The sequence below is a fragment of the Ornithinimicrobium sp. CNJ-824 genome (assembly GCF_001942405.1).
Lineage (GTDB): Bacteria > Actinomycetota > Actinomycetes > Actinomycetales > Dermatophilaceae > Ornithinicoccus > Ornithinicoccus kibberensis.
Genome location: NZ_MKKA01000010.1, coordinates 1 through 24161, shown reverse-complemented (window position 1 = coordinate 24161; position 24161 = coordinate 1). Strand labels below are relative to the sequence as shown.

At 73.8% G+C, this 24161-nt stretch carries 26 protein-coding genes and 4 pseudogenes; 9 read left to right on the top strand and 21 right to left on the bottom strand.

Going from position 1 to position 24161, the window contains the following annotated elements:
• Positions 1 to 139 precede the first annotated feature (139 nt).
• Together BJF81_RS04135 and BJF81_RS04130 are read left to right on the top strand one after the other, a co-directional pair.
• On the top strand, positions 140 to 634 hold the full coding sequence (locus BJF81_RS04135) for a DUF2243 domain-containing protein (RefSeq protein WP_075957305.1): 495 nt from the start codon (positions 140 to 142) through the stop codon (positions 632 to 634).
• Positions 635 to 638: 4 nt separating this feature from the next.
• The gene (locus BJF81_RS04130) at positions 639 to 1538 is read left to right on the top strand and encodes a cytochrome c oxidase assembly protein (RefSeq protein ID WP_075957278.1); all 900 of its coding nucleotides are present in this window, start codon (positions 639 to 641) and stop codon (positions 1536 to 1538) included.
• Here the strand turns inward: BJF81_RS04130 and BJF81_RS04125 are convergent.
• Positions 1438 to 2097 carry a LiaF domain-containing protein gene (locus BJF81_RS04125; protein WP_075957277.1) on the bottom strand — a complete coding sequence of 220 codons (660 nt, stop codon included), beginning with the start codon at positions 2095 to 2097 and terminating at the stop codon, positions 1438 to 1440. The genes BJF81_RS04130 and BJF81_RS04125 overlap by 101 nt on opposite strands.
• A gap of 95 nt (positions 2098 to 2192) precedes the next feature.
• On the opposite strand from BJF81_RS04125, the gene BJF81_RS04120 reads away from it, so the two are divergent.
• Complete coding sequence (locus BJF81_RS04120; RefSeq protein ID WP_075957276.1) at positions 2193 to 3197, top strand: aldo/keto reductase family protein; 1005 nt, start codon at positions 2193 to 2195, stop codon at positions 3195 to 3197.
• Positions 3198 to 3209: 12 nt separating this feature from the next.
• Here BJF81_RS04120 and BJF81_RS04115 read toward each other — a convergent pair whose 3' ends face one another.
• Positions 3210 to 3848, bottom strand: coding sequence for a hypothetical protein (locus BJF81_RS04115; RefSeq protein WP_075957275.1), 639 nt, complete (start codon positions 3846 to 3848; stop codon positions 3210 to 3212).
• Positions 3849 to 3893: 45 nt separating this feature from the next.
• Here BJF81_RS04115 and BJF81_RS04110 point away from each other — a divergent pair, with 45 nt between their 5' ends.
• Positions 3894 to 5045, top strand: a complete 1152-nt coding sequence (locus BJF81_RS04110) for a MalY/PatB family protein (RefSeq protein ID WP_143780658.1) — start codon at positions 3894 to 3896, stop codon at positions 5043 to 5045.
• Positions 5046 to 5066: 21 nt separating this feature from the next.
• On the opposite strand, the gene BJF81_RS04105 is transcribed toward BJF81_RS04110, so the two are convergent.
• A complete protein-coding gene (locus BJF81_RS04105; RefSeq protein WP_075957274.1) occupies positions 5067 to 6200 on the bottom strand; it encodes a hypothetical protein in 1134 nt (377 codons plus the stop codon).
• A 129-nt stretch (positions 6201 to 6329) separates the two neighbouring features.
• On the opposite strand from BJF81_RS04105, the gene BJF81_RS04100 reads away from it, so the two are divergent.
• The 4 genes and pseudogenes from BJF81_RS04100 to BJF81_RS04085 all read left to right on the top strand — a co-directional run bounded on the left by BJF81_RS04100 (position 6330) and on the right by BJF81_RS04085 (position 9881).
• On the top strand, positions 6330 to 7409 hold the full coding sequence (locus BJF81_RS04100) for a saccharopine dehydrogenase (protein WP_075957273.1): 1080 nt from the start codon (positions 6330 to 6332) through the stop codon (positions 7407 to 7409).
• 158 nt (positions 7410 to 7567) lie between these two features.
• Positions 7568 to 8440 carry a transporter substrate-binding domain-containing protein gene (locus BJF81_RS04095; protein WP_083663980.1) on the top strand — a complete coding sequence of 291 codons (873 nt, stop codon included), beginning with the start codon at positions 7568 to 7570 and terminating at the stop codon, positions 8438 to 8440.
• A 12-nt stretch (positions 8441 to 8452) separates the two neighbouring features.
• The gene (locus BJF81_RS04090) at positions 8453 to 9121 is read left to right on the top strand and encodes an amino acid ABC transporter permease (protein WP_083663979.1); all 669 of its coding nucleotides are present in this window, start codon (positions 8453 to 8455) and stop codon (positions 9119 to 9121) included.
• Positions 9122 to 9216: 95 nt separating this feature from the next.
• A pseudogene (locus BJF81_RS04085) lies at positions 9217 to 9881 on the top strand (amino acid ABC transporter ATP-binding protein).
• A 110-nt stretch (positions 9882 to 9991) separates the two neighbouring features.
• On the opposite strand, the pseudogene BJF81_RS19040 reads toward BJF81_RS04085, so the two are convergent.
• From BJF81_RS19040 to BJF81_RS04030, 11 genes and pseudogenes are all read right to left on the bottom strand, one after another.
• Positions 9992 to 10339 (bottom strand): annotated as a pseudogene (locus tag BJF81_RS19040) (PIN domain-containing protein); the annotation flags it as partial.
• On the bottom strand, positions 10336 to 10581 hold the full coding sequence (locus tag BJF81_RS04075) for an AbrB/MazE/SpoVT family DNA-binding domain-containing protein (RefSeq protein WP_075957271.1): 246 nt from the start codon (positions 10579 to 10581) through the stop codon (positions 10336 to 10338). The pseudogene BJF81_RS19040 and the gene BJF81_RS04075, both read right to left, overlap by 4 nt.
• Before the next feature lie 33 nt (positions 10582 to 10614).
• Positions 10615 to 11850, bottom strand: a complete 1236-nt coding sequence (locus BJF81_RS04070) for an acyl-CoA dehydrogenase family protein (protein WP_237770004.1) — start codon at positions 11848 to 11850, stop codon at positions 10615 to 10617.
• Between the two features lie 80 nt (positions 11851 to 11930).
• Positions 11931 to 12728: a PIG-L deacetylase family protein gene (locus tag BJF81_RS04065; RefSeq protein WP_075957301.1), complete on the bottom strand. Its 798-nt coding sequence runs from the start codon at positions 12726 to 12728 to the stop codon at positions 11931 to 11933.
• A 509-nt stretch (positions 12729 to 13237) separates the two neighbouring features.
• Positions 13238 to 14050 carry a hypothetical protein gene (locus BJF81_RS04060; protein WP_075957269.1) on the bottom strand — a complete coding sequence of 271 codons (813 nt, stop codon included), beginning with the start codon at positions 14048 to 14050 and terminating at the stop codon, positions 13238 to 13240.
• Between the two features lie 34 nt (positions 14051 to 14084).
• Positions 14085 to 15826, bottom strand: a pseudogene (locus BJF81_RS04055) (AMP-binding protein).
• 46 nt (positions 15827 to 15872) lie between these two features.
• Positions 15873 to 16487 (bottom strand): hypothetical protein, encoded by a 615-nt coding sequence (locus BJF81_RS04050; protein WP_075957268.1) that lies wholly within the window; start codon positions 16485 to 16487, stop codon positions 15873 to 15875.
• A 103-nt stretch (positions 16488 to 16590) separates the two neighbouring features.
• The gene (locus BJF81_RS04045) at positions 16591 to 17313 is read right to left on the bottom strand and encodes a matrixin family metalloprotease (RefSeq protein WP_075957267.1); all 723 of its coding nucleotides are present in this window, start codon (positions 17311 to 17313) and stop codon (positions 16591 to 16593) included.
• 43 nt (positions 17314 to 17356) lie between these two features.
• On the bottom strand, positions 17357 to 18028 hold the full coding sequence (locus tag BJF81_RS04040; RefSeq protein ID WP_075957266.1) for an FMN reductase: 672 nt from the start codon (positions 18026 to 18028) through the stop codon (positions 17357 to 17359).
• A gap of 70 nt (positions 18029 to 18098) precedes the next feature.
• The gene (locus tag BJF81_RS04035; protein ID WP_075957265.1) at positions 18099 to 19241 is read right to left on the bottom strand and encodes an LLM class flavin-dependent oxidoreductase; all 1143 of its coding nucleotides are present in this window, start codon (positions 19239 to 19241) and stop codon (positions 18099 to 18101) included.
• A 212-nt stretch (positions 19242 to 19453) separates the two neighbouring features.
• A complete protein-coding gene (locus BJF81_RS04030; RefSeq protein WP_237770003.1) occupies positions 19454 to 20191 on the bottom strand; it encodes an SDR family NAD(P)-dependent oxidoreductase in 738 nt (245 codons plus the stop codon).
• A gap of 18 nt (positions 20192 to 20209) precedes the next feature.
• On the opposite strand from BJF81_RS04030, the gene BJF81_RS17215 reads away from it, so the two are divergent.
• On the top strand, positions 20210 to 21043 hold the full coding sequence (locus BJF81_RS17215) for a rhomboid family intramembrane serine protease (protein WP_083663978.1): 834 nt from the start codon (positions 20210 to 20212) through the stop codon (positions 21041 to 21043).
• Here BJF81_RS17215 and BJF81_RS04020 read toward each other — a convergent pair.
• The 7 genes and pseudogenes from BJF81_RS04020 to BJF81_RS04000 all read right to left on the bottom strand — a co-directional run bounded on the left by BJF81_RS04020 (position 20959) and on the right by BJF81_RS04000 (position 23872).
• The gene (locus BJF81_RS04020; protein ID WP_075957264.1) at positions 20959 to 21351 is read right to left on the bottom strand and encodes a type II toxin-antitoxin system VapC family toxin; all 393 of its coding nucleotides are present in this window, start codon (positions 21349 to 21351) and stop codon (positions 20959 to 20961) included. The genes BJF81_RS17215 and BJF81_RS04020 overlap by 85 nt on opposite strands.
• Positions 21348 to 21617: a type II toxin-antitoxin system VapB family antitoxin gene (locus BJF81_RS04015; RefSeq protein ID WP_075957263.1), complete on the bottom strand. Its 270-nt coding sequence runs from the start codon at positions 21615 to 21617 to the stop codon at positions 21348 to 21350. The genes BJF81_RS04020 and BJF81_RS04015 overlap by 4 nt, the downstream gene beginning before the upstream one ends.
• A 46-nt stretch (positions 21618 to 21663) precedes the next feature.
• On the bottom strand, positions 21664 to 22005 hold the full coding sequence (locus tag BJF81_RS19030; protein ID WP_237770017.1) for a hypothetical protein: 342 nt from the start codon (positions 22003 to 22005) through the stop codon (positions 21664 to 21666).
• 35 nt (positions 22006 to 22040) lie between these two features.
• Positions 22041 to 22454 (bottom strand): annotated as a pseudogene (locus tag BJF81_RS19025) (NAD-dependent epimerase/dehydratase family protein); the annotation flags it as partial.
• Between the two features lie 145 nt (positions 22455 to 22599).
• Positions 22600 to 22995: an SDR family NAD(P)-dependent oxidoreductase gene (locus tag BJF81_RS20235; RefSeq protein WP_269087306.1), complete on the bottom strand. Its 396-nt coding sequence runs from the start codon at positions 22993 to 22995 to the stop codon at positions 22600 to 22602.
• Positions 22996 to 23003: 8 nt separating this feature from the next.
• Entirely contained in the window at positions 23004 to 23438 is a 435-nt protein-coding gene (locus tag BJF81_RS20230; RefSeq protein ID WP_269087305.1) for an SDR family NAD(P)-dependent oxidoreductase, read from the bottom strand.
• A complete protein-coding gene (locus tag BJF81_RS04000) occupies positions 23435 to 23872 on the bottom strand; it encodes an ankyrin repeat domain-containing protein (RefSeq protein WP_075957262.1) in 438 nt (145 codons plus the stop codon). Before BJF81_RS04000 ends, BJF81_RS20230 begins: the two co-directional genes overlap by 4 nt.
• Positions 23873 to 24161 lie beyond the last annotated feature (289 nt).

The window sequence follows — 24161 nt, the reverse complement described above, 5'->3', positions numbered from 1 at the left end:
TTCTTGGCCATCGTCGTCCTCCAGGTCCGCGTCGTCGTCGCCCTCGCTGGCGACGCGGTTTCCACGCTAGGACGACTGCGCCCGCTCGTCCTGTCGACCTGACGTGCGGCACCGGCCGGACCGTCCCAGGCTGGGTCGCATGCCCAACCTCGACCGCCGGACGCTGGCCGCCGGGTTCCTCTTCGGGTGCGGCGTCGCCGCCTCGATGATCGACCTGTTCGTCTTCCACCTGGGCCTTCAGTGGCACCACTTCTACGACCTGTCCACGCCGGAGGTGGCCCTGCTGGCCGACGCGTTCTTCCACGCCTTCGGCTGGTTCATCACGGTCTGGGGGCTGTTCCTGCTCGCGGACGTGCGCCGTCGCGGCGGTCTCCTGTGGGTCCGGTGGGCGGGGGCGGTCCTCGTCGGGATCGGCGTCTTCCAGCTGCTGGACGGGGTGTTCCTCCACAAGGTGCTGCGCATCCACCAGATCCGCTACGACGTCGAGCTGTGGCCCTACGACCTCACCTGGATCGGCACCGCGCTGCTCGCCGTGGTGATCGGGACGCTGGTCGCGCGCCGCGCCGGACGGGAGCGCCCGGGAGCAGCCGCCGACCGGCCCGGCGGGACGGACCGCGGACGGGCGACGGGGTGAGCCGGTGACCGTCCTTCCCGCCCACGGTGAACACGGCCCCGGCCGGGTGGCGGCCGACCTGGGCTGGGAGGCGTTCGCGATCCTCGTCGTGCTGCTGCTGGTCTCCGCCGCGATCGCCCAGGTCGCGGCGCTGCGGGCCGCCGCCCCGCGGGTTCGCTGGCCCTGGTGGCGCACCCTCGCCTGGCACGCCGGTCTGCTGTGCGCCGGGCTCGCGCTGGTCGGCCCGCTCGCCGACGCCGCCCGCTCCAGCTTCACCGCGCACATGGCCGGCCACCTGCTGCTCGGCATGGTGGCGCCGCTGCTCCTGGTCCTGGCCGCCCCCGTCACCCTGGCGCTGCGCGCCCTGCCGGCACCGTCGGCCCGCCGCCTCGTGCGCCTCCTGCGGACGCCGTTCGTGCGGGTCCTCACCCACCCCGTGGTCGCGGCGGCGCTCAACGCAGGAGGCCTGTGGCTGCTCTACACGACCGACCTCTACCGGCTCATGCACGGGTCCGTGCTCGTCCACGCCCTGGTCCACGCGCACGTCCTGCTCGCCGGGTGGGTGTTCACCGCGTCCGTGGTCGGGGTGGACCCGGACCCCCACCGGTCCCCGGTGACCGTGCGGGCGACCGTCCTCGTGCTCTTCGTCGCGGCCCACTCGCTGCTGGGCAAGTGGCTCTACGTCCGCCCGCCGGCCGGGGTCGAGCAGGCCGACGCGCGGGCGGGCGCCCAGCTCATGTACTACGGGGGCGACGTCGTCGATGTCACGCTCATGGTCCTGCTGCTGCTCGGCTGGTACCGCGCCACCCGGCCACGGACGGGCCTCAGGACCGCTTCGGCTGCGCCCAGCGCCACCCGCGGGGCAGCTTCTCCGCTTCCGCGACCGAGCGCACCCGCACGTCGCCGAACACCGACCACCCGGTGACGACCAGCCGGCCGCCCGACGGCGGGGTGCCGGTGGCGGCCGCCCCCACCTCCGAGCGCGCGTCGCCGAGCAGCGTCATCCCCTGGATCTGCACGTCGGTGCCTTCGGGCACGAGGATCTTCGCGCTCCCGAACAGGCTGTAGAGCTCGACCTCGAGGGTCTCCCCCGGCTGCAGCACCTGGCGCAGGTCGAGCTTGACGTCGCCGAACACCTGGTAGGACACGGTCTTCTGCGCCGCGTCCCACGCCCCGGTGCGGACCAGGTCGCCGAAGGCCGACACCATCGGCTGGTCCCGCTCCCGCCGGGCGGGCAGGTCTCCCGGACCGCCCGAGGGGTATGCCGCTCCGCCGGCCTGCTGCCAGGAGCCCGGCGCCCCGGGGACCACCTCGGGCATCCCCGCGCCCGGCGTCTGCGGGCCAGGCAGCGGAGGGGGCTGCAGCGAGGGGTCGATCCCCGGGGACGGCAGCATCGGGTCCGGGCCGGGCGGTGCCGCCAGCTCGTCACCCTCGCGGGGCTCCTGCCCGCGGTCGTCGTCCTGCCACCCCGATCGGTACGTCATACCCCCACCGTAGTCGGCGCCGCGGACTCCCCGGCGCTGCGGCGGATCCTGCCCCGCGGCACCGAGCACCCCCGCGGGCTCCGTACGCTGGGGGGATGGAATTCAGGTACCTCGGCAACAGCGGGCTCAAGATCAGCGAGATCACCTACGGCAACTGGTTGACCCACGGGTCCCAGGTGGAGAACGAGGTGGCCCACCAGTGCGTGCGCGCCGCGCTCGACGAGGGCATCTCGACCTTCGACACCGCCGACGTTTACGCCAACACCAAGGCCGAGAGCGTCCTCGGCGAGGCCCTCAAGGGCGAGCGCCGGGAGAGCCTGGAGATCTTCACCAAGGTCTACTGGCCGACCGGCCCGGGCGGCAAGAACGACACCGGTCTGTCGCGCAAGCACGTCATGGAGTCGATCGACGGGTCGCTGAAGCGGCTGCAGACCGACTACGTCGACCTCTACCAGGCGCACCGGTTCGACACCGAGACGCCGCTGGAGGAGACGATGCAGGCCTTCGCCGACATCGTCCGGCAGGGCAAGGCCCTCTACATCGGGGTCAGCGAGTGGACCGCCGACCAGATCCGCGAGGGCCACCGGCTGAGCAAGGAGCTCGGCTTCCAGCTGATCTCCTCCCAGCCGCAGTACTCCATGCTCTGGCGGGTCATCGACCCCGAGGTCGTCCCGGCCTGCGAGGAGCTGGGCATCTCCCAGATCGTCTGGAGCCCGATGGCCCAGGGCGTGCTCTCGGGCAAGTACCTGCCCGGCCAGCAGCCCACCGAGGGCCGCGCGGCCGACGAGAGGATGGGCAAGGGCATGCAGGGCTTCATGTCCGACGAGACCCTCACGGCCGTGCAGAACCTCAAGCCGCTGGCGGAGGAGGCCGGCCTGACCATGCCGCAGCTCGCGGTCGCCTGGGTGCTGCAGAACCCCAACGTGGCCGCCGCGCTCGTCGGCGCCTCCCGGCCCGAGCAGGTCAAGGACAACGTCAAGGCCGCCGGCGTCAAGCTGGACGCCGACCTGCTGGCGAAGATCGACGAGGTCCTGGGCGACTCGGTCGAGCGCGACCCGGGCAAGACGGCCGAGAACGCCCCGCAGACCCGGGTGGCCTGACGAGCCGGACGGTCAGCGCTCGACGATCGTCGTGACCACCTCGGTCAGCGCCGGCCGGCGGGGCGTCGAGGAGAAGCCGAAGCGGGCCGGCGGGTCGACCGGGGTCAGCGTGCCCAGGTCGACGCCGTCGAGCCGGGCGGTCACGGAGGTCACCGTCCGCAGGTCGGTCGCGCCGTAGAACTCCCGCCGTCCCTGCCCGGCGCTGCCCCGGGTCCGCACGCCCCTCAGGAGGACCCGGGCCACCGGGTCGGTCACCGTGGCCAGCAGGGGGCTGGCGGCGACCCGGCGGGGTATGCCGCGCAGCAGCCACCCCAGCACGGTGCGCCGGCCGAGGGTCGCGGCGAGGGTCAGGGACGGCGTGCCCACGGAGAAGGTCGCGGGCGGCCCGTCCGTCGGGGCCGGTGCGCCGGCGGCGAGGTCCACCTCGACCGGCTCGATCCGGGTCTCGTCGAAGCTGTAGGTACCGGTCACGAAGTCGGCGACCTCCTGGGTGGGGGCCAGCAGGACCCGGTGCCCGTCGGCCCGCTCGACCATGACGTCGGCGAACGAGCCCAGCGGCGAGGTGTCCCAGACCCCGACGACGAGCCGCACCCCGCTCGTCGTGCCGACCCCGAGGATGCGGCCGGTGAAGGTCCAGGTGCGCGACGTCATACCCCCCATCCTCGCCGGTGCGGGCGCTGCTGACAGGCTGGGGCCATGGGAGCACCCTTCGACCTGACCCTGGAGCAGATGCGGGAGCACCGCAGCGCCAAGTGGAGCCGGGTGGCGCCCGACGTCCTGCCCGCCTGGACCGCGGAGATGGACGTGCGGACCGCCCCGGCGATCGCGGAGGCGCTGCGCACTGCGGTCGACCGGTCGGACTTCGGCTACGCGGGGCACCCGAGGCCGGTGGTGGAGGCGTTCGCCGGGTTCGCGCGGGACACCTGGGGCTGGGACCCGGTGGCCGACGGGGGCAGCGTGCGGGTGATGGCCGACGTCGGGGTCGGTGTGCAGGAGATCCTGCGGGCGGTCACCTCGCCCGGGGACCGGGTGCTGCTCACGCCCCCGGTCTACCTCAGCTTCTACCCGTGGATCCGCGAGCTGGGCCTGGAGCCGGACGACGTGCCGATGCTCGACCAGGACCGGGGCGGGCGGCTGGACCTGGAGGGGATGGAGCGGTCGCTGGCCGGCGGGACGAAGGTCGTTCTCCTGTGCTCCCCGCACAACCCCCTCGGCCTGGTGACCCCGCGGGAGGACCTGGCCGCGGTGGCCGACCTGGCCAAGGAGCACGGGGCGCTCGTGGTCTCCGACGAGATCCACGCGCCGCTCGTCCACCCGGGCAGCGCGCAGCAGTTCGTCCCCTTCCTGGCGGTCTCCGACGCCGCCCGGGAGGTCGGGGTCGCGCTGCAGTCGCCGTCGAAGGCGTGGAACCTCGCCGGGCTCAAGCTCGCCGTGGCCGTCGTGGCCGACAGGTCGCGCTGGCCCGAGGGGATGCCCGGCGGGCTGGACTGGGGCTCGGGGATCCTCGGGCAGTACGCGGCGGTGGCGGCGTACACCGACGGGCGCGACTGGCTGCAGGACGTGCGCCGGGAGATCCAGGAGCGGGCCGCGCAGCTGGAGGGGCTGCTGGCGCAGCACCTTCCGGGGGTGCGCTACCACCGGCCGTCGGCGAGCTACCTGGCCTGGCTGGACTGCCGGGAGCTGGGGCTGGGCGACGACCCGGCGGCGGCCTTCCTCGAGCGTGGCCGCGTGCTGCTCTCGCCCGGCCCGGCGTTCGGCCCGGGCGGGGCCGGGTTCGCCCGGCTCAACATCGGCACCTCCGAGGAGCTGATGGCCGAGGCGGTGCGGAGGATGGCCCGGGCCCTGTGACCCGCGGCGTCCGTCCGGACGTCAGGGGCAGGGGATGGCACCGAGGCGGGCCAGCCCGGCCAGGTCGCCGGGGCCGAAGTGCGTCTGGCCGGTGTTGACGGGGGTCATCAGCTCGCCCGGCGCGTCCACGTGGCCCAGGCCCAGGACGTGGGCCAGCTCGTGGTCGAGCACCGCCGCGTGCGCCTCCGGCGTCGGCAGCTGGTCGGTGTCCAGGACGACCTGCCCGGAGGCGTTCCAGGACCGGCCGTCGGGAAAGGTCACCACCGTCGGCCCGCCGAACCCTGCGCTCGGTCCCTCGAGCGCCGGCACCTCCTCGTCGGTCGCCCAGCCGACCAGGACGGGCTCGCCCCGGGACGCGGGGTCGTCCGACCAGGTGCGATCGGTCTCGCCGACGAGCTCCAGGTGCAGGCCGCTGGCGTCGGAGATCCGGGCGAGGGAGGCGAGCACCAGGTCCGCGTAGCCCTCCGGGGCTCCTGCCGGGTTGACGGCGACCTCGACCGGGCCGCACGGGGAGAAGCCGACCGGCTCCTCGCTCTGCGGCTGGGTGGCCAGGAAGGCGTAGGCACCGTCGGTCTGCGGGGCGACGGCGGGCAGCAGCCGCTCGCCGCGAGGTGGTTCCCATCCCCACCCGGCCGGGTCGGAGCGGGGGAGGAAGTCCGGCACCAGGTCGTCGAACCGCCCGCCCGCGCTCCCCTGCGCCGCCGGGTCCACCGTGCCCGCCGGGGCGCGGTCCTCCTGCCGGCCGCCGATGACGTCCGGGGGCACCGGTGAGGCGTCCGGCAGCGGCAGCTCCGGCTCCTGCTCCGGCAGCCCGAGGACGGAGCGACCGGTGTCCTGCGCCCAGGACCAGGTCTGCACGGCCCGGTCGGGGTAGGTGAGCCCGGCGCCGACCAGGCCGATCACCACCAGCACCCCCGGCCACGACCGACGTCGCCGGCGCACCGGTGGCCGCGGAGGGACCGGGTCGAGGACCGGGACGGGCGGGGGACCACCCTCGGGCGAGTGGTAACGCCAGGGTCCCGAGCCGCCGGTGAGCGGGCTGCCCGGAGGACTCCCGCCCAGGCCGTAGCGCCGGTCCCACTCGTCGAGCTCGGCCAGCCGTCGCTGCATCTCCGCCGCCCTCCGGCGACGGGCGGCGGCCTCGAACATCCCCATGGGGACATCGTGCCCCACGGCACCGACGGCACCGGGCCGAGGCACCGGGCAGAGGCACCGACCGACGGCGCCGGACCGGCCGCCCGCCGGAGTTGGGGACCGCCCGCCCCACTCCATACGCTGTGCCCCATGACCCGCCCCCACCTGTGGATCCGCGCCGAGTCCCGCCCGACCGAGCAGCGCGTGCCGATCGTCCCCGCCGACGCGGCCCGGCTCATCGCCGACGGCTTCACCGTGACGGTGGAGGAGTCGCCGACCCGGATCGTCCCGGTGGAGGAGTACGTCGAGGTCGGCTGCTCGGTCGCCCCGTTCGGCTCCTGGGTGGACGCCCCCGAGGGGGCCGTGGTCGTGGGGATCAAGGAGCTTCCGGAGGACCCCTCGGACCTGCAGCACACGCACGTGTTCTTCGCGCACGCCTACAAGGGCCAGGAGGGTGCCGAGGAGGTGCTGGAGCGGTTCCGCCGCGGCGGCGGCGAGCTGCTGGACGTGGAGTACCTGACCGTCGACGGCAAGCGCGTCGTGGCGTTCGGCTTCTGGGCCGGCTACGTGGGGGCGGCGCTGTCGGTGCTGCGCCACCGCGGGCTCCTGGACGGCGGCGTCGGCCCGATGACCCGCGAGGACCTGGACGAGCGGCTGCGCGGCAGCACCCCGGCCGAGCCCGAGCGGGCGCTGGTCATCGGCTCGCGCGGGCGCTCCGGGACCGGTGCCGTGGAGGCGCTGGCCGTGGCCGGGTGCGCCCTGACCCGGTGGGACCGGGCCGACACGCTCGTCCTGGACAAGCCCGCCCTGCTCGACCAGGACATCCTCGTCAACTGCGTCGTCAGCCTCGGGGCGGGCGAGGCGTTCGTCACCGCCGAGGACGTCGACGCGCCACGGCGCCTGCGGGTCGTCGGCGACGTGACCTGCGACGTGACCTCCGAGGCCAACAAGCTGCCGGTCAACACGCAGATCACCACGTGGGACGAGCCGGTGCGCCGGTTCGGCGGGGACGAGCACCCCCTCGACGTCATCGCCATCGACAACCTGCCCTCCCTGCTGCCGCGTGAGTCCTCCGAGACGTTCAGCGCCGAGCTCACCCCCCCTGCTGCCCGACCTGGCCGACCGGTCCGGACCGTGGGCGGCGAGCCTGGAGTGGTTCCGGCGGCACGTGCACGACGCCTCCTGACGCGTCCGGCCGCCCTGCGGTGGACGGCCGTAACGATCGGGTAACGGTCCCGGTCGGGGCTTGCGCGGGGCACGGGGCCGACCAAGGCGCGCGCGCGGATACCGCGGACGCCGCACGCGGTCAAGGGTCCCCGGCCGGGCGACCGACGGCTCCTATGGTGGGAGCAGTCGAACGACGTCCACTCCCGAGGAGATGAGTTGAGATGACACGCACCACCCGGACCACCCGCCGCTCCACCACCATCGTGGCTGCCGCCGCCGTCGCGCTCGGCCTGAGCGCCTGCGGCGGGGACGACACCGACGGCGGGGACGACACCGGCGGGGAGGCGGCGGCCGGCGACGACCTCGGCCTCATCGACGACGGCACCCTGGTCGTCGCCATGAGCGGCGAGTTCCAGCCGTTCAGCTACTTCGAGGGCAACACCCTCACCGGCTTCGACCACGACATCGGCGTGGCGATCGCCGAGGAGATGGGCCTGGAGGTCGACGCCCAGACCGGCGCCTTCGACACCCTCATCCAGGGCATCAGCGCCAACCGCTACGACGTGCTCATCGCCTCGATGACGCCCACCGAGGAGCGGGACGAGCAGGTCGACTTCACCGACAGCTACTACGTCTCCGGCGCCCAGGCCTTCGTCGCCCCGGGCACCGAGTGCACCGACATCGCCGAGCTGGACTCCCCGACGATCGGGGTGGCCAGCGGCACGACCTACCAGGACTGGCTGAACGAGAACGGCGGGGACTGGGTCGGCGAGATCCGCACCTTCTCCTCCGACGTCACGGCCCTGCAGGACGTCTCGACCGGGCGTCTGGACGCCGCCATGACCGACCGCAACGTCGGCCTCTACCAGATCCAGGAGTCCGGCCTGGACCTCGTCGAGTGCGGCGAGCCCGTCTTCACCGAGGAGCCCGCCTTCGCGGTCGAGGAGGGCAACACCGCCCTGCGCGACGCCCTCAACGAGGCCCTGGCCACGATCAAGGAGGACGGCACCTACGCCGAGATCTCCGAGGAGTACTTCGGCAAGGACATCTCCACGACCGGCGGCGACGACGCCGCCGAGACCACCGAGGGCTGAGGACCGACTCCGGTGTCCAACTTCCTGGAGCTGTTCGCCGAGTACTCGCCGCTCTTCCTCGAGGCCACCTCGGTCACGCTCCGGCTGACCGCCGCCGCCCTCCTCATGGCCATGGTGGGCGGCGCGGTCGTCGCCGCGCTCGCGATGAGCAAGGTGCGACCGCTGCGCTGGCTGGCGACGGCCTACATCGGGGTGGTCCGCGGCACCCCGCTGATCACCCAGATCTTCATCATCTACTTCGGCCTCACCGCCATCGTCACCCTCGAGGCCTTCTGGGCCGGGGCGCTGGCGCTGGCCTTCCACAACTCGGCCTACATCGCCGAGATCGTCAGGTCCGGGTTCCAGGCCGTGCCCAAGGGGCTGACCGAGGCGTCCCGCTCGCTGGGGATGTCCAAGGTCAAGACGCTGCGGCGGGTGCAGGCGCCGCTGGCGCTGCGCACCACGCTGCCGGTGCTGGGCAACCAGTACATCATCGCGGTGAAGGACTCCTCGCTGGTCTCCTTCATCGGGATGACCGAGCTGTTCCAGACGTCGCGCAACATGGCGGCGACCACCTACGAGCCGCTGACCGCCTACATCGTGGTCGCGATCTACTACCTCGTCATCGTGCTCGCGCTGACCGCCCTCGTGGCCTGGCTCGAGCACCGGCTGAGCGCACACAGGAGGCCGGCCCAGGCATGAGCGAGCACCCAGCACCCACGGACGCCCGGCCCATCGTGCAGATGCGCGGCATCGTCAAGCGGTTCGGCACCACCACGGTCCTCGACGGCATCGACCTGGACGTCGCCGAGGGCGAGGTCGTCACCCTCATCGGTCCCTCCGGCGCCGGCAAGAGCACCCTGCTGCGGTGCGTCAACGGCCTGGAGCGGATCACCGACGGCACCATCGAGGTGGCCGGCGAGCGCCTGTCCTACACCGAGAAGAGCCTGAACCACCTGCGCGCCCGGATCGGATGGTGTTCCAGTCGTTCAACCTCTTCCCGCACATGACGGTCATGGAGAACATCACCGTGGCGCAGCGGGACGTGCTCGGCCGGTCCAAGGCCGAGGCGCGCTCGCGCGGCACCGAGCTGCTCGAGCGCGTCGGGCTGGAGCACAAGGCCGACGCCTACCCGGACAACCTCTCCGGCGGGCAGCAGCAGCGGGTCGCCATCGCGCGGGCGCTGGCCATGGACCCGGCGGTGATGCTCTTCGACGAGCCGACCTCCGCCCTCGACCCCGAGCTGGTCGGCGAGGTGCTCGACGTCATGCGGGCGCTGGCCGACGAGGGCATGACGATGATGGTCGTCACCCACGAGATGCGCTTCGCCCGGCGGGCCGCCGACCGGGTGGTGCTGCTGGCCGACGGCGGGATCGCCGAGCAGGGACCGCCGGAGCAGGTCCTCGACTCCCCCACGAGCGAGCGGGGCCAGGCCTTCCTGCAGCAGCTGTCGGAGCACTGAGCCGGTCGGTGACGCCTGCTGCGACCCGCGGTCGTCATGACGGGCAGCGTGGTGTCAGGCGACGGCGAGATCCGCACCGACGGCGTCGTAGGTCGCAGCGCACGCCGGTCGAAGGTCAGCAGCGTCCGCCCGTGCGTCCTGGCCGTCGTCCCGACCAGTCCGTCGTAGACCGCACCGCCCTTGATCCCGACCGCCGCCAGCGCGGCCACGGTCTCGAGGTGCACGTCTGCGGGCAGGGTCAACGGCGATGCGGTCACGCGGCGCAGGGCGGCGAGCACGACCGTCGGCTCCAGCCGGTGCGGTGCCGGCAGGCGGGTCAGCACGCTGTAGGTCTCCAGGAGCACGTGGGCCGGAAGGTCGAGCTCGGTCGCCGCCAGGTGGCGCAGGGCGTCCCGGTGACGGTCGTGGAACGGCAGGAGCGCAGGCACCAGGACGCTGGTGTCGCAGGTCGGCCTCACCGGCGGGTGGCCTCGAGCACCTCGCGCACCGTCGCGGTCGTGAGCGGGGGCACCTCCTCCTGGGGCACCAGCACCGGGAACCCGTCCTCGTCCTCCAGCGTGACGGGGGTGGAGGCCACCTCGATCTCCAGCCGACCGTCCGTGAAGGCGATGTCGACGAGCTGCCCCGGCTGGAGCCTCATGGCCTCCCGCAACGCCTTCGGCACCACGATGCGACCGGCACCGTCGATGGTCGTCCTCATGGCACAAATCTACCATCGAGCCCCCCAAGGGGCTCAGGTGAAGGCGCTCACGCCCGTCACCGCCCGGCCGACGAGCAACGACTGCACGGTCCGGCTGCCCTCGTAGGTGTAGACCGCCTCCAGGTCGGCGAAGTGCCGACCCACGTGGTGGTCGAGGAGGATCCCGTTGCCGCCCAGCAGGTCCCGGGCCGTGGCCACGACCTCGCGGGCCGCGGTCGTGGTGTGCAGCTTGGCCATGGCCGCGTGCTCGAGGGTGCACCGGCCCTGCTCCTCCAGCTGCGACATCCGGGTGCACATCAGCTGCATCGAGGTGATGAGCGTGACCATCCGGGCCAGGTCGTCCTGGACCAGCTGATTGTGCGCGAGCGGCCGGCCGAACTGCTCGCGCCGCCGCGCGTAGGTGAGCGCCCCCTCGTAGGCCGCGACCGCGTGGCCCAGCGCCTCCCAGGCCACCGTCTGCCGCGACCGGGCCAGCACCCGGTTGGTGTCCTCGAACGTGCGCGCCCCCGCCAGCCGGTTCCCCGCCGGCACCCGGACCCCGTCGAGCCGGATGTGGGCCTGCCACACCCCGCGGTTGCCGACCTTGCCCTCGATGACCTGCGCGTCCCAGCCGTCGGCCTCCTGCGGCGCCTCGACGACGAACCCTCCCACGTTCCCGTCGTCGTCGCGCGCCCACACCACCGCCAGGTCGCAGACCGACCCGTTGCCGATCCACCGCTTGGCCCCGTCGAGCACCCACCCGTCCCCGTCCCGCCGGGCGGTGGTCTCCAGGCTGACCACGTCGGAGCCGTGGGTGGGCTCGGTGAGCGCGACCGCGCCGAGCAGCTCGAGCCGGGCCATCGCCGGCAGCCACCGCTCCCGCTGCTCCTCCGACCCCAGCACGTGCACCGACGTCATCGCCAGGCCCGAGTGCACCGCGTTGAGCGTGGCCACCGACCCGTCCCCGCGGGCCAGCTCGGCGCACATCATCCCCTCGGCCAGCGGCGAGACCCCCGCGCACCCGTACCCCTCGATCGAGGCCCCCGCGACGCGCGTGGCGGCATACCCCCCGAGCAGCTCGCGCGGGAACCGGGCCGCCTCCCAGAACTCCGCGGCCCGCGGGACCACCTCCTCGTCGCACCACCGGCGCACCCCGTCGCGCAGCTCGCGCTCCCGCGCGGTGAGCAGCTCGTCCAGGTCGAAGAAGTCGGTGCCCAGGGACCTCCCGAGGTCGCTGCCGTCGGGCAGGTCGCGCGCGGACTCCGGCATCGGGGCGGGGGACTGGTCCATCCAGCGAGGGTATGCAGCCGCGCCGGCCCCCGCGACCGGGCGCCTCGGGCCGGGGCCGGGGTGGAAGGGCCTCCCGAGGCTCAGCCGTCGAGCAGCGGGTGCCCGTCGACGACCCCCGCGGGGCGACCCTCCTCGATGAACCACTCGTCGCCGAAGGCCATCGCGAACTGCTCCTGCGGCATCCCCAGCATCCAGCCGACGTCCTCCTGCGAGGCGTGCGCGGCCAGGGCGGCCCGCTTGGCGGCCAGCACCGGGCGGGCGTCGACGTGCCAGTGCAGCTCGTCCTCGGGGGTGCCGAACGGGTTGCCGTCGTCGGCGGGCGCGTCCGGGTCGATGCCGACGTCCTCCAGCCCGGCCTCCCGGGCGGCGACGACCAGGCGGCGGATGTGGTCGCGGTTCATCGTGGCCTGCAGCCACCGGGGACGCCGGGCGGCCAGCTCGACGGCACGCCTCACCACGTCGTGGACCTTGACGTGGTCGGGGTGGCCGTAGCCGCCGTGCCAGTCGTAGCCGACGACCACGTCGGCGTCCTCCTCGTCGAGGACGGCGACGAGGCGGGCGGCGGCCTCCTCGGTCGAGGCCCGGGCGAAGGCCCGCTCCCCCTCGTTCTGCTCCCACCCGGTCATCCCGGAGTCGGCGTAGCCCAGCCAGGCGACCCGGGCGGTGCCGAGGACCTCGGCGGAGGCGGCCGCCTCGACGCGGCGTCGGGCCACGACCGTCTCGCCCTCGGCGAGGTCGGCCGGCACCGTGCCGTGGTCGCCGTCGGTGGCGTAGACGCAGACGACCCGGTGGCCGGCGTCTGCGGCCAGCCGCATGGTGCCCGCGGTCTGGGATGCCTCGTCGTCGGGGTGGGCGTGGAGGAGGACGATCGTGCTCACGAGGGACCAGACTAGGGCCGCGGACCGGTCGTCGGGGCCGGCCCGGGGCTCACGCCTCGCGGTACCAGTCGCCGCACGACAGCGTCCGCAGCGGCACCAGGCGACCAGCGCGACCACCGCGGCGGCCACGAGCACGGGGGTGAAGCCCAGCCACGCCACGGCCCCGCCGGCCATCAGCGGCAGCACGGCCGCCCCCAGGTTGGCCGCGCCGAAGAGCCCCGCGTAGAGCGCCCGTTCCCCGTCGGGGGAGATCTGCACCAGCGCCCCCTCGAGCCCGATCTTGTGGGCCGACATCACCGCGCCGGAGAGGAGGAAGACGCCGGCGTAGACCGTGAGCGGGGCCGTCGCGGAGAGCACGAGCGCCAGCGGGAACACGGTGGCCAGCAGGACGAGCTCGGCACCCAGCACCAGCCGGTAGCCGCCGGCCCTGATGACGCGGTTCCACACCGGGCTGAACAGCAGCGTCCCGGCGATCTGCACGAGCACGAAGGTGCCGACGGCGGTGGCGGTCAGCTCGTAGCGGCCGTGGGCCAGCGCGGTGAGCAGCGGAATGGAGGTGAACCCGAGGGCGGCGAGGTTGGCCACCCCGACGAGCGCCCGCAGGTTGGGGTCGGCCGCGAGCATCCGGGGCGCCTGGCGCACCGCGCGTAGCACGCTGGACCGCGGCCGGTCCGTCGGGGTGCTGCGGGGCTCGTGCAGCAGCCAGAACCCCCAGGAGGCCACGAGGAGGACCCCGGCCGCGAGGGCGAAGAGCAGGACGTAGCCTGCGGGAAGGACGTCGACCCGAGCAGGAAGCGCACGACGAGGGCCGAGGTGAGCAGCCCGAGGGTCGTCAGCACCTGGCGCCGGACGAAGAAGGACCGCCGGCGCCCCGAGGGCACGAGGGTGCCGACCAGGTCGGTGTAGGACACGCCCGCGAAGGCTCCGCTCATGGCGAAGACGGTCATCGCGAGGAAGACGACGCCGATGACGCGCGGGTCGGTGCCCAGGGCGGCGATGCCCCACGCGGCGCCGGCCAGGGCGGCCACCCGCAGGTGGATCCCCAGCAGCAGGTAGGGCCGCTTGCGCGGCCGCGTGGTGAGGAACCCGGCGAAGAGCAGCTGGGAGACCAGGGGCAGCCCGATCATCACCGCGGTCAGGGCGCCGACCGCCACGACGCCGCCCCCGGCGGCCAGGACGAGGGCGGGCATCACCGTGTTGATCTCGGTGAAGCTCGTCGTCATCGCCAGGAAGAAGGCGTGCCAGAAGAACGGCCGCTCCGGCCGGGACCGGCCGACCTGGGCCTCCGGGTCCGCCGTCGCGGGCGCTGAGGTCGTGCTCACCGTCCCAGCATACCCCTGGGGGTATGCTTCGAGGTCAGCCCTTCAGCTCGGGGAAGTCGCTGTCGCGCCACTCCTGCTGGACCACCCCGGTCGTGCCGGGCAGCACCGCCTCGCTGGCCAGCTCGTCCTCCCGCGCCCGCAGCTCGACCCGGCGGATCTTGCCGGAGATCGTCTTGGGCAGCTCGAAGAACTCGATCCGACGCACCCGCTGCCAGGGGGCGAGGTGCTCCCGGGCGTGCCGCAGGATGGACAGGGCGGTCTCCCGCGTCGGCTGGTGCCCGTCGACGAGCGACGCGTAGGCCTTCGGCACCGCCAGCCGCACCTCGTCCGGGGCCGGCACGACCGCCGCCTCGGCCACGGCCGGGTGCTCGATGAGGACCGACTCCAGCTCGAAGGGGCTGATCTTGTAGTCGCTGGCCTTGAAGACGTCGTCGGTGCGGCCGACGTAGGTGATCATGCCCTTCGCGTCCCGCTCGGCCACGTCGCCGGTGTGGTAGAAGCCGCCGGCCATCGCCTCGGCGTTGCGCCCGTCGTCGCCCTGGTAGCCCGTCATCAGCGCCACCGGCGCCGCCGAGAGGTCCAGGCAGATCTCGCCCTCGCCCGGGCCCTCCACCACCTCGCCCGCCTCCGGGGAGACGAGCACGGAGGGCACGCCGGGCAGCGGCATACCCATCGAGCCGGGCTTGACCCGGTCGCCGGGGCAGTTGCCGATCTGGGCGGTGGTCTCGGTCTGCCCGTAGCCGTCCCGCAGGGTCAGCCCCCACTGCCGCTGCACCTGGGCGATGACCTCGGGGTTGAGCGGCTCACCGGCGCCGATGACCTCGCGCAGCGCCCCCGGACCGCCGGAGAGGTCGGCGTTGATGAGCATCCGCCACACGGTCGGCGGGGCGCAGAAGGTGGTGACCCGGTGCGCCCGCAGCACCTTGAGCAGCGCGGCCGGGTCGAACCGGGCGTAGTTGAAGACCAGGATCGTCGCCTCGGCGATCCACGGCGCGAAGAAGCAGCTCCAGGCGTGCTTGGCCCAGCCGGGGCTGGAGATGTTGAGGTGCACGTCTCGGGCCGCACGCCGAGCCATTACATCGTCGACAGGTGCCCGACGGGATAGCTCACCTGGGTGTGCTCGACCAGCTTGGGCCGGCTGGTCGTGCCGGAGGTGAAGTAGAGCAGCAGCCGGTCGTCCGCGCCCGTGCCCGGGTGCTCGGCGGGCGGGACCGAGGTCTGGTATGCCGCGCGCAGGTCGGTCCACCCGTCCGCCTCCCCGACGGACAGGCGCACGTAGTCGCCGGGCACCTCCTCGAACTTGGGGGTGTCGGCCGGGTTGGCGACCACGGCCGTGGCCTGCCCCCGCTCGATGCGGTCGCGCAGGTCCGCCGGGCCCACGGCCGTGGTCGTGGGCATGACCACGGCGCCGAGCTTCATGACCCCGAGCATGGTGTCCCACAGCTCGACCTGGTTGCCGAGCATGACGATGACGCTGTCTCCCCGGGAGACGCCCTGGTCGGCCAGGAACGCGGCGACCTGGTCGGAGCGGGTGGCGACCTCGTCGTAGCTCAGGGTCGTGTCGGACAGGTCCTCCTCGACGATCGTCAGCGCCGGCCGGTCGTTGCCGCGGGCGATCGCGTCGAACCAGTCGACGGCCCAGTTGAAGGTCTCCCCCACGTCCGGGTAGCGGAACTCCGCCCGGGCCCGCTCCGGCTGCCCGTGCAGGGAGAGCAGGAGGTCGCGGGCCTCCCGGTAGCGGTCGGTGCTGGTGCTCGGGGCGGACGTCGTCGTCATGGTCCATCCCTACTACACACGGCCGGAGCCGCGCACCGAGGGTGCGTCAGGCCCAGCGGGAGAAGACGCGCTGCAGCTCGCCGGCGTGCCGGGCCGGCACGTAGGCGACGGTCATCGACCGCCCGTGGCGCACGTAGGCCGGACGCTGCCCGGCCCCGGCCACCGCGGCGAACAACTCGGGCATGACCACGGGGTCGGCCCGGTCCTGGGTCCGACGGGGGTGGATCTCCCGGGTCAGGTCGTCGAAGGTGAACCGGACGACCCAACGGCCGCGCTCCTCGTCGACGCCGCCCTCGACCTCCTCGAGCAGGTGGGCCGTCCCGGCGGCGTCGGCCAGCTTGCGCACGAGCTCGGGGTAGGACTGGGGCCCCACGAGGTGGTCGAGGTCCACCGTCGTCACCCGGGGGTGCCGCGTGAGCGCGCCGTCCTCGCCGCGGGCCATCACCTGCAGGATCGCCACGTAGGGGTGCAGCTTGATCCAGCCCGCGGCGTCCGGGTCGTCGGCGATGTCCTGGACGCCCACCCCGTCCTGGGTCTCCAGGCCCAGCCGGGCCAGCGTGCCGAGCTGCTCGCCGACCGAGGGCCGGACGGGCGGGGGCACCGGTGTCGGGGGCTCCTCGCTGCTGTCCTTGCCGCGGGTGAAGATCTCGAAGGGGCCCATGGCCTCAGCCTGCCACGGGTCGGGGTCGGCGGCAACGGATCCGCGACCCCTGTGACGCGGTCGACACCGCAGGTCACCGGCCCGGACGGGGGCGGCTGCGGGGTCAGGAGCAGGCCGCCTCCCGCAGCGCGGCCAGACCGGCGAGGTCACCCTCGCCGAGCTCGCTCTGCCCGTCGTTGCGGGCGGCCATCAGCTGGGTGGGGTCCTCGGTGTGGCCCAGGCCCAGGACGTGGACCAGCTCGTGCACGAGGACCGCCTCGGGGTCGGTGCGGGAGAACCAGCCGCCGGTCTCCTCGGTGTCGACGACCACCATCCCGCCGACGGCATGCCCACCCCCGCCCGGTCCCTGGACGTAGCTGGAGCCGCCGATCCCGGCGACCGGGCCGGCCAGCGCCGGCACCTCCTCCTCGTCGGCCCAGCCGAGCAGCACCGGGCCGAAGCCGCGGTCGGCGAAGTCCCGGTCGGCGGTCTCGCCGACCACCTCCAGGTCGAACCCGCTCGCCGTCGAGAGCCGGGCGACCGCGGAGTCGACCATGTCCGCATACCCCTCCGGAGCCCCCTCGGGGTTGACCACGATCTCGACCGTCTCCTCGCACGGCCAGGTCAGCGGCTCCCCCCGCGCGGTCGTCTGCAGGAAGGTGTAGCCGTCGCCGCCCGAGCCGGGCTCCCCGTGGAGCGGGTCGACCGCGGCGTCCCGCAGGTCGCCCAGCTGCAGGTCGGGGGAGACGACGAGCGTGCCGACGATGACCGCGCCGACGACCACGAGGGTGCCCAGCACCCCGCCGCAGGAACCTCCGCGGCCCCGGTCGGTCGTCGAGGGGGTCATCGTCACCGTCCCAGTGTGCGGGACGCTCCTGCCAGCGGCCTGACTACTGGCCCAGCCCGCCGAGGAGCGTCTCGAAGTCGGTCACGTCCTCGTCGACCCCGTTGCCGGAGGACCGGCGGCGCGGGGCGGCCAGGTCGTCCTCGCGCGGCACGAAGCCGCCCACCGCGCCGGTCTCGGCCACGACCAGGGAGGCCAGCTCGGCGGCCGCCTGGGCGATCCGCCGGCCGAGCCGGTCGGACTCCCCGCCGCCGAAGTCCTCGGTCGCGGCGAACACGCCCGTGGGGACCACGACGGCCCGCAGGTAGGTGAACAGCGGCCGCAGGGCGTGGTCGAGGACGAGCTGGTGCCGGGAGGTCCCCGCGGTGGCGGCGACGACCACCGGCACCCCGTTCAGGGCGTCGGTGTCCAGCACGTCGACGAACATCTTGAACAGCCCGGAGTAGCTGGCGGTGAACACCGGCGTCACCGCCACCAGCCCGTCGGCCGACGCCACCAGGTCCCGCGCCTGCGCGACCCGCGGCGTCGGCATCCCCCCGGTGGTCATGGTGGTGGCCAGGTCCTGGGCGAGCTCCCGGAGCTCGACCACCTCGACCTCGGCGCGCTCGCCGCGCGCGCTGACCTGGGTGGTCACGGCGTCTGCGATGCGGTCGGCGAGCAGACGGGTGGACGAGGGGTTGGACAGCCCGGCGGTGACGACGACGATGCGGCGGGTCATGGAGGCTCCTCGGGGGTATGACGTGGGGCGGGTGCCCGGGACCGCCCTCGGAGGGCGGTCCCGGACGGGGTCAGCCCGCGCGGGCGGCGGCCCGGTCGGCGGCGGTCCGGGCCGGGGCGACGAGGTGGTGCGGCGCCTGCGGACCCTCGGCGACGAGGGAGGCGTGGGTGGGCGGGTCGCTGGGCACGGAGACTGGGCGCCGGGCCTCGAACTCGCGGCGCAGCACCGGGACGACCTCGCGGCCGAGGATCTCGACCTGCTCGAGGACGACGTCCAGCGGCAGGCCGGCGTGGTCCATGAGGAACAGCTGGCGCTGGTAGTCGCCGACGGCGTCGGCGAACCCGAGGGTGCGCTCGATGACCATCTCCGGGGTGCCGACGGTCAGCGGCGTCGCCCGGGTGAACTCCTCCAGGCTCGGCCCGTGCCCGTAGACGGGGGCGTTGTCGAAGTAGGGCCGGAAGAAGCGCTTGGCCTCCGCCTCGGTCCCGGCCATGAACGCCTGGCCGCCGAGCCCGACGATCGCCTGCTCGGCGGCGCCGTGGCCGTAGTGCTCGAAGCGACGCCGGTAGAGGCCCACCATCTGGGCGGTGTGCTCGATGTTCCAGAAGATGTGGTTGTGGAAGAAGCCGTCGCCGTAGTAGGCGGCCTGCTCGGCGATCTCGGTCGAGCGGATCGACCCGTGCCAGACGAAGGGCGGCGTGCCGTCGAGGGGGCGGGGCGTCGAGGTGAAGCCGTGCAGCGGGGTGCGGAACTTGCCCTGCCAGTCCACGACGTCCTCGCGCCACAGGCGGCGCAGCAGGTGGTAGTTCTCCACCGCGAGCGCGATGCCCTGGCGGATGTCCTTGCCGAACCACGGGTAGACCGGGCCGGTGTTCCCACGGCCCATCATGAGGTCGACGCGACCGCCGGAGAGGTGCTGCAGGAACGCGTAGTCCTCCGCGATCCGCACCGGGTCGGTGGTGGTGATGAGGGTCGTCGCGGTCGAGAGCAGCAGCCGCTCGGTCTGCGCGGCGATGTAGGCCAGGTGGGTGGTCGGCGCCGACGGCACGAACGGCGGGTTGTGGTGCTGCCCGGTCGCGAAGACGTCGAGCCCGACCTCCTCCGCCTTAAGCGCGATCGCGGTCATCGCCTGGATCCGCTCGTGCTCGCTCGGCGTGCGGCCGGTGGTGGGGTCGGGCGTGACGTCCCCGACGCTGAAGAGACCGAACTGCATGGCTCACCTCTCGCTGGTTGATCTGTCAATCATCCTAACGCGAGGGGCGCGCCGGGCATTCCGACCGGCCGCCGGGCGGGGCCGAGCCGCCCCGACCGGCAGACCGGCCCGTGGCTACCCGGCGGGCACCGCCGGGCGCTGCAGCAGGTCGGCCATCTTCCGGGCGATGAAGTCGGTCGCCCGGCGCGGGGCCACCCGGGAGAAGAGGTCCATCACCATGCGTCCTTGCCGACCGTGACCCGGAAGCGTCCCTCGACGACGGCCTGGTCCACGATGGTCCGGGCGGCGTCGACGGCGCTGGTCACCCGGCGCTGGCTGTTGGCCCGCGCCTCGGCGGCGTCCGCCCCGCCCGGGACCGCGACCCCGCTGTTCGCCGTGATGTCCGTGCCGATCGCGCCGGGGAAGACGACGGTCACCGCGACGTCCGTCTCCCGCAGCTCGGCGTAGAGCCCCTCCGTCAGCAGGGTCACCGCCGCCTTGCTCGCGCCGTACAACGTCTGGCCGGGCACCGGCAGGAAGCCGCCCATGCTGGAGACGTTGACCAGACAGGCCTCGGGGGCGGTGCGCAGGTGCGGCAGGAAGGCCTTGTTCACGTGGATCGTGCCCCACAGGTTGACCTGCAGGACCTTCTCCATCTCCGGGTAGTCCAGCTCGGCGAACGGCACGAACCGCTGGATGATCCCGGCCACGTTGAGCAGCCCGTCGACCCGGCCGTGGACGGCGACGACCTCGTCCGCGACCGCCTCCACGCGCTCCCGGTCGCCGATGTCGACGACGTGCACGGAGAGGCGCTCGCCGGCCGCCGCGAGACCCTGCGTCCCGGCGAGCGCCTCCGCCCGCAGGTCGAGCGCGGCCACCCGTGCCCCACGCCGGATGAGCTCCAGGACGACCTCCCGGCCGATGCCGTTACCGCCGCCCGTGACGACGAAGACCTTGTCGTTGACCTGCATGTTTCCTCCTGTGTCGTGATGACCCCAATTCTACGACAGCTCGTCGTGGACGACGGTGCGGGGCACCTGCGCGAGCCCCGCCCCGACCCCGGCACGACGGCATACCCCCGGCCCGTCCCCTGGCACGATGGGGAGGTGACCTCCCGCACCCCCGTCCGGCCCGGCACCCCCACGTGGGCCCGCCGGCTGCTGCCCGTGCTGCTGCTCGTGGCCCTCATGTGGACCGTCGAGGTGGTCGACCTTTTGCTGCCGCTGCCGCTGGACCAGTTCGGGATCCGCCCGCGCGACACGGGGCACCTGGCGGGGATCGTGCTCAGCCCGTTCCTGCACCTGGGGTTCGGGCACCTGCTGACCAACACCGTCTCGCTGCTCGTGCTCGGCGGCCTGCTCGCCCTGACCACCCGGCACCTGTGGCTGGTGACCGCCGGCGTCGTGCTCCTCGGCGGCCTGGGGGTGTGGCTGCTGGGCGGGCCCGGCACCGTCCACATCGGGGCCAGCGGGGTGGTCTACGGGTATGCCGCGTTCCTGGCGGTCTACGGGTTCGTCTCCCGGCACCCCTGGCGGGCGCTCGTCGGGGTGCTCGTGGTCGTGCTCTACGGGTCGATGCTGTGGGGCGTGCTGCCGCTGCGCGAGGGCGTCTCCTGGCAGGGGCACCTCTTCGGCGCGCTCGCCGGGGTGGCGCTGGGCGGTGTGGCTGGGCCGCCAGGACCGTGCGGACGTGCGGAGGCGCTGAGCCCCTGCACCCGGGCGGTGCCGACGACCCCTGCTCAGGCGACCCGACGCACGTCCGTGTGGACGAAGTCGTCCCCCTTGAACAGCAACGGCTCGTCCAGCCGGATGGCGAGCGCATAGCTGAAGCAGTCGCCGAAGTTCAGCCGGGCCCGGTGTCCCGACCCCCGGCCGAAGTCGCGGTAGGCCTGCCGGGCGGCCCGCGCGTCGGCAGCCGTCACGTCCACCACCGTGATCCGGAGGGCGTCGACGAGGGCGTCGTAGCCGCGGCTGAGGACGGGGGCGCGGCGGCCGTCCAGCACGACGCCCACCTCGGTCCACGAGACGGCCGAGATGCGAGGGGACGGCTCGGACCTGAGGTGGGAGAGGAAGTCACGGCGCTCGGGCTCGCCCAGGACGATCGCCACCAGGGCCGAGGAGTCGACGATCACGCGGGCAGGCCGTCGTCGTCGTACAGGTCGTCCAGGGAGGCGCGCACCGCGTCGGAGTCCGTGGGCGTGAGGGACGCGTCGATCCGGGCGAGGATCCGTTCGACCCCTGGGTCCGGCCCTCCCGGGCCCGCGTCCGGCCCGGAGGAGGCGTCGGCCAGGTAGCGCTCCAGCGCCTCCTCCACGACGGAGACCTGCGACCTGCCGGACAGCTCGGAGGCCCGGCGGATCAGGTCGCAGACCCGGTCGTTCTTGATGTTGATCGCCACGGCACCACGGTACCGTGTCGGTGGTACCTCCGGTACCCCCTGGTGCTCACGCCTCCGGCCAGGAGTCGGGCGTGTGCTCGCCGCCGGGCACGACCCGCTCATCCTCGTCGGCGACCTCGTGCCAGCTGTCCTGCGGCCGGTAGCCCAGCTCGAGCATCGCGTCGGTGAGGTCCCACCGGCGGTTGGGGTTGTCGGAGACCGCGTAGTAGACCCCGAACCGGGTCGGCGCCTCCACCGCCCGCTGCAGCGCCTGGGCCGCGTCGCCGGGGCTGAGCCACATGGCCTGCACGATGTCCTGGTCGGCCGCCCCGTAGTCGCCGCTGACCCAGCCGATCCGCAGCGCGATGACGTCCAGCCCGTGCTCTTCGTGGTAGAACCGGCCGAGCACCTCCCGAAGACCTTGGACACCCCGTAGAGCGAGTCCGGCCGCGGCGGCTGGGAGTTGTAGACCGGCCACTGCTCGTCCCGGTCGTACATCCCCATCGCGTGGTTGGACGAGGCGAGCACGACCCGGCGCACCCCGGCGGTGCGGGCGGCCTCCAGGACCGTGCGGGTGCCGACGATGTTGAGGTCCAGGACGGTCTCCCACGGGGAGTCGGGCGCGGCGGCCCCGGCCAGGTGGACGACCGTGTCGACCCCGGCGAAGGCCTGCTCGCACGCCGCGAGGTCGCGCACGTCGAGCTGCTGCACGGGCGGGTCGGCGTCCGGGTCCGCGTCGACGTCGGTGAGGACGAGCTCCCAGTCGTCGCGGGTGCGGTCGAGCAGGATCGGCAGGGCGTCGCCGGCGACGGTGCCGCCGGCGCCGGTGACGAGGACTCGGCGAGGGCTGGTGGTCATGGGGTCACGGTAGGGCGAGGATGACGCCCGTTCACCCCGGACGGGTGGGTGCGGGGCGCGGCGGGAGCCGCTGTGGTGTCACATGGGTCACCCGGACGACCGATGTGACACCACAGCGGGGTACATCGGTACGGAGCGGCCTCCCCTACCGCAGGTGGCTGGCCCCGTTGAAGTCCAGCACGGCGCCGGAGGCCCAGTGCGACCAGGGGTCCGCGAGCGCGACCACCGCGTCGGCGACCTCCTCGGGGGTGACGACCCGGTGGAAGGGGCTCTGCGCCCTGATCGCCCCCCCCTGGTCCCCGGCGAGGGCGTAGCCGGCCATCTCGGTGGCGATGAACCCCGGTGCGATCCCCAGCACCGCGATGCCGTGCGGCGCCAGCCGCACGGCCATCGACTGGCCCAGGGAGTGCAGCCCGGCCTTGCTGGCCCCGTAGGCGGGGATGTCGGGCTCGCCCCGGTAGGCGCCCCTGCTGCCCACGTCGACGATCCGGCCGGCGGGCAGTCCCTCGGCCGCCGGCACGTCGATCATGTGCCGCGCCACCTGCCAGATCAGGTGGGCCGGGCCGAGCAGGTTGGTCGCCAGGGTGCGCTCCCAGACCGCGACCCAGTCCCGGTATGACGTCTCCTCCAGCGGGTGCGTCCCGCGCCGGCCGCGCCCCTCCTCGGGGCGACGATCATCGCGGCGTTGTTGACGAGGACGTCGACGCGGCCGAGCACGCCGACGGCCTCGGCGGCCAGGCGCTCGACCGCGGCCGGGTCGCCCAGGTCGGCCTGCACGAGGCCGTGCCCCTCGCCCGGCAGCGAGCCCAGCACGTCGCGGGCCAGGTCCTCGCTGCCGTGGTAGTGGACGACGACCCGGTCGCCGCGGGCGGCGAAGGCCCGTGCGGTCGCGGCGCCGACACCGCGGGAGGACCCGGTGACCACCACGCCCCGCGACGGCGCCCCGGCGCCCTCGGTGCGGGCCCCACCCGCCGGCGCGCTCACGGCATACCCCCGTCCTGGAGCAGGTCGGTCCGGCCGAACAGCTGCGCGGTCTCGCGCGCGGTGGGCGTGCCCGCGTCGGGGTCGGCCCCGGCCTCGAGCAGGACGCCGACGACGTCGTCCTCGCCCTTGAAGACCGCTCCGGCCAGGGGCGACTGGCCGCGGTCGTTGAGCCGGCCGACGTCGGCCCCCCGCCCGGCCAGCTGCCGGACCAGGTCGGCGTGCCCGTGGTAGGCGGCGAGCATGAGCAGGGTGTTGCCGTCCGGGTCGGTGAGGTCGACCGGGGCGCCGGCGTCGACGTAGGCCGTCAGCTGCTCGGTCCGGCCGTGCCGGGCCAGGTCGAAGAGGGCGTGCGCGAGGTCGACGGCCTCGGGGGGAGGGCCGTCCGCCTCCGGCGGGGCGCCGTCGGGTGGCTGGGCGCTGGGGTCCGTGGGCATGGCTCGCTCCTCGTCGCGGGGCGCCGCAGGACGGGCTGCGGCCGGCACACCGTCAGCCTAGGGAATCGCTGATCTGGGGGCGTCTGCGGGTGTGAGGCCAGCCCGCAGGGGGGCTGAAGCCCGATGAGGCCGCGGGAGCGACGCTGGAACTGTCCTTGTGCCCCCTGGTTGGGGGCCTCAGGGCCGGTTCGGGGCAGGCTGGCGCCTGGCCCTCACCCGGTCAGGGCGAGGGCACGACCGCGCATCAGCCAGTTCGCCGAGGCGAACAGCATGTTCAGGTGGTTCAGGT

Excerpts from the sequence above, each read along its gene's own strand:
- BJF81_RS04035 (WP_075957265.1), bottom strand. The coding sequence starts at position 19,241 with ATGCAGTTCGGTCTCTTCAGCGTCGGGGACGTCACGCCCGACCCCACC.
- BJF81_RS04045 (WP_075957267.1), bottom strand. The coding sequence starts at position 17,313 with ATGACCCCCTCGACGACCGACCGGGGCCGCGGAGGTTCCTGCGGCGGG.
- BJF81_RS17215 (WP_083663978.1), top strand. The coding sequence starts at position 20,210 with ATGACCCCAATTCTACGACAGCTCGTCGTGGACGACGGTGCGGGGCAC.
- BJF81_RS04040 (WP_075957266.1), bottom strand. The coding sequence starts at position 18,028 with ATGACCCGCCGCATCGTCGTCGTCACCGCCGGGCTGTCCAACCCCTCG.
- BJF81_RS04125 (WP_075957277.1), bottom strand. The coding sequence starts at position 2,097 with ATGACGTACCGATCGGGGTGGCAGGACGACGACCGCGGGCAGGAGCCC.
- BJF81_RS04120 (WP_075957276.1), top strand. The coding sequence starts at position 2,193 with ATGGAATTCAGGTACCTCGGCAACAGCGGGCTCAAGATCAGCGAGATC.
- BJF81_RS04075 (WP_075957271.1), bottom strand. The coding sequence starts at position 10,581 with ATGAGGACGACCATCGACGGTGCCGGTCGCATCGTGGTGCCGAAGGCG.
- BJF81_RS04110 (WP_143780658.1), top strand. The coding sequence starts at position 3,894 with ATGGGAGCACCCTTCGACCTGACCCTGGAGCAGATGCGGGAGCACCGC.
- BJF81_RS04030 (WP_237770003.1), bottom strand. The coding sequence starts at position 20,191 with ATGCAGGTCAACGACAAGGTCTTCGTCGTCACGGGCGGCGGTAACGGC.
- BJF81_RS04095 (WP_083663980.1), top strand. The coding sequence starts at position 7,568 with ATGACACGCACCACCCGGACCACCCGCCGCTCCACCACCATCGTGGCT.
- BJF81_RS04135 (WP_075957305.1), top strand. The coding sequence starts at position 140 with ATGCCCAACCTCGACCGCCGGACGCTGGCCGCCGGGTTCCTCTTCGGG.
- BJF81_RS04100 (WP_075957273.1), top strand. The coding sequence starts at position 6,330 with ATGACCCGCCCCCACCTGTGGATCCGCGCCGAGTCCCGCCCGACCGAG.
- BJF81_RS04070 (WP_237770004.1), bottom strand. The coding sequence starts at position 11,850 with ATGGACCAGTCCCCCGCCCCGATGCCGGAGTCCGCGCGCGACCTGCCC.
- BJF81_RS04000 (WP_075957262.1), bottom strand. The coding sequence starts at position 23,872 with ATGCCCACGGACCCCAGCGCCCAGCCACCCGACGGCGCCCCGCCGGAG.
- BJF81_RS04050 (WP_075957268.1), bottom strand. The coding sequence starts at position 16,487 with ATGGGCCCCTTCGAGATCTTCACCCGCGGCAAGGACAGCAGCGAGGAG.
- BJF81_RS04105 (WP_075957274.1), bottom strand. The coding sequence starts at position 6,200 with ATGGGGATGTTCGAGGCCGCCGCCCGTCGCCGGAGGGCGGCGGAGATG.
- BJF81_RS04115 (WP_075957275.1), bottom strand. The coding sequence starts at position 3,848 with ATGACGTCGCGCACCTGGACCTTCACCGGCCGCATCCTCGGGGTCGGC.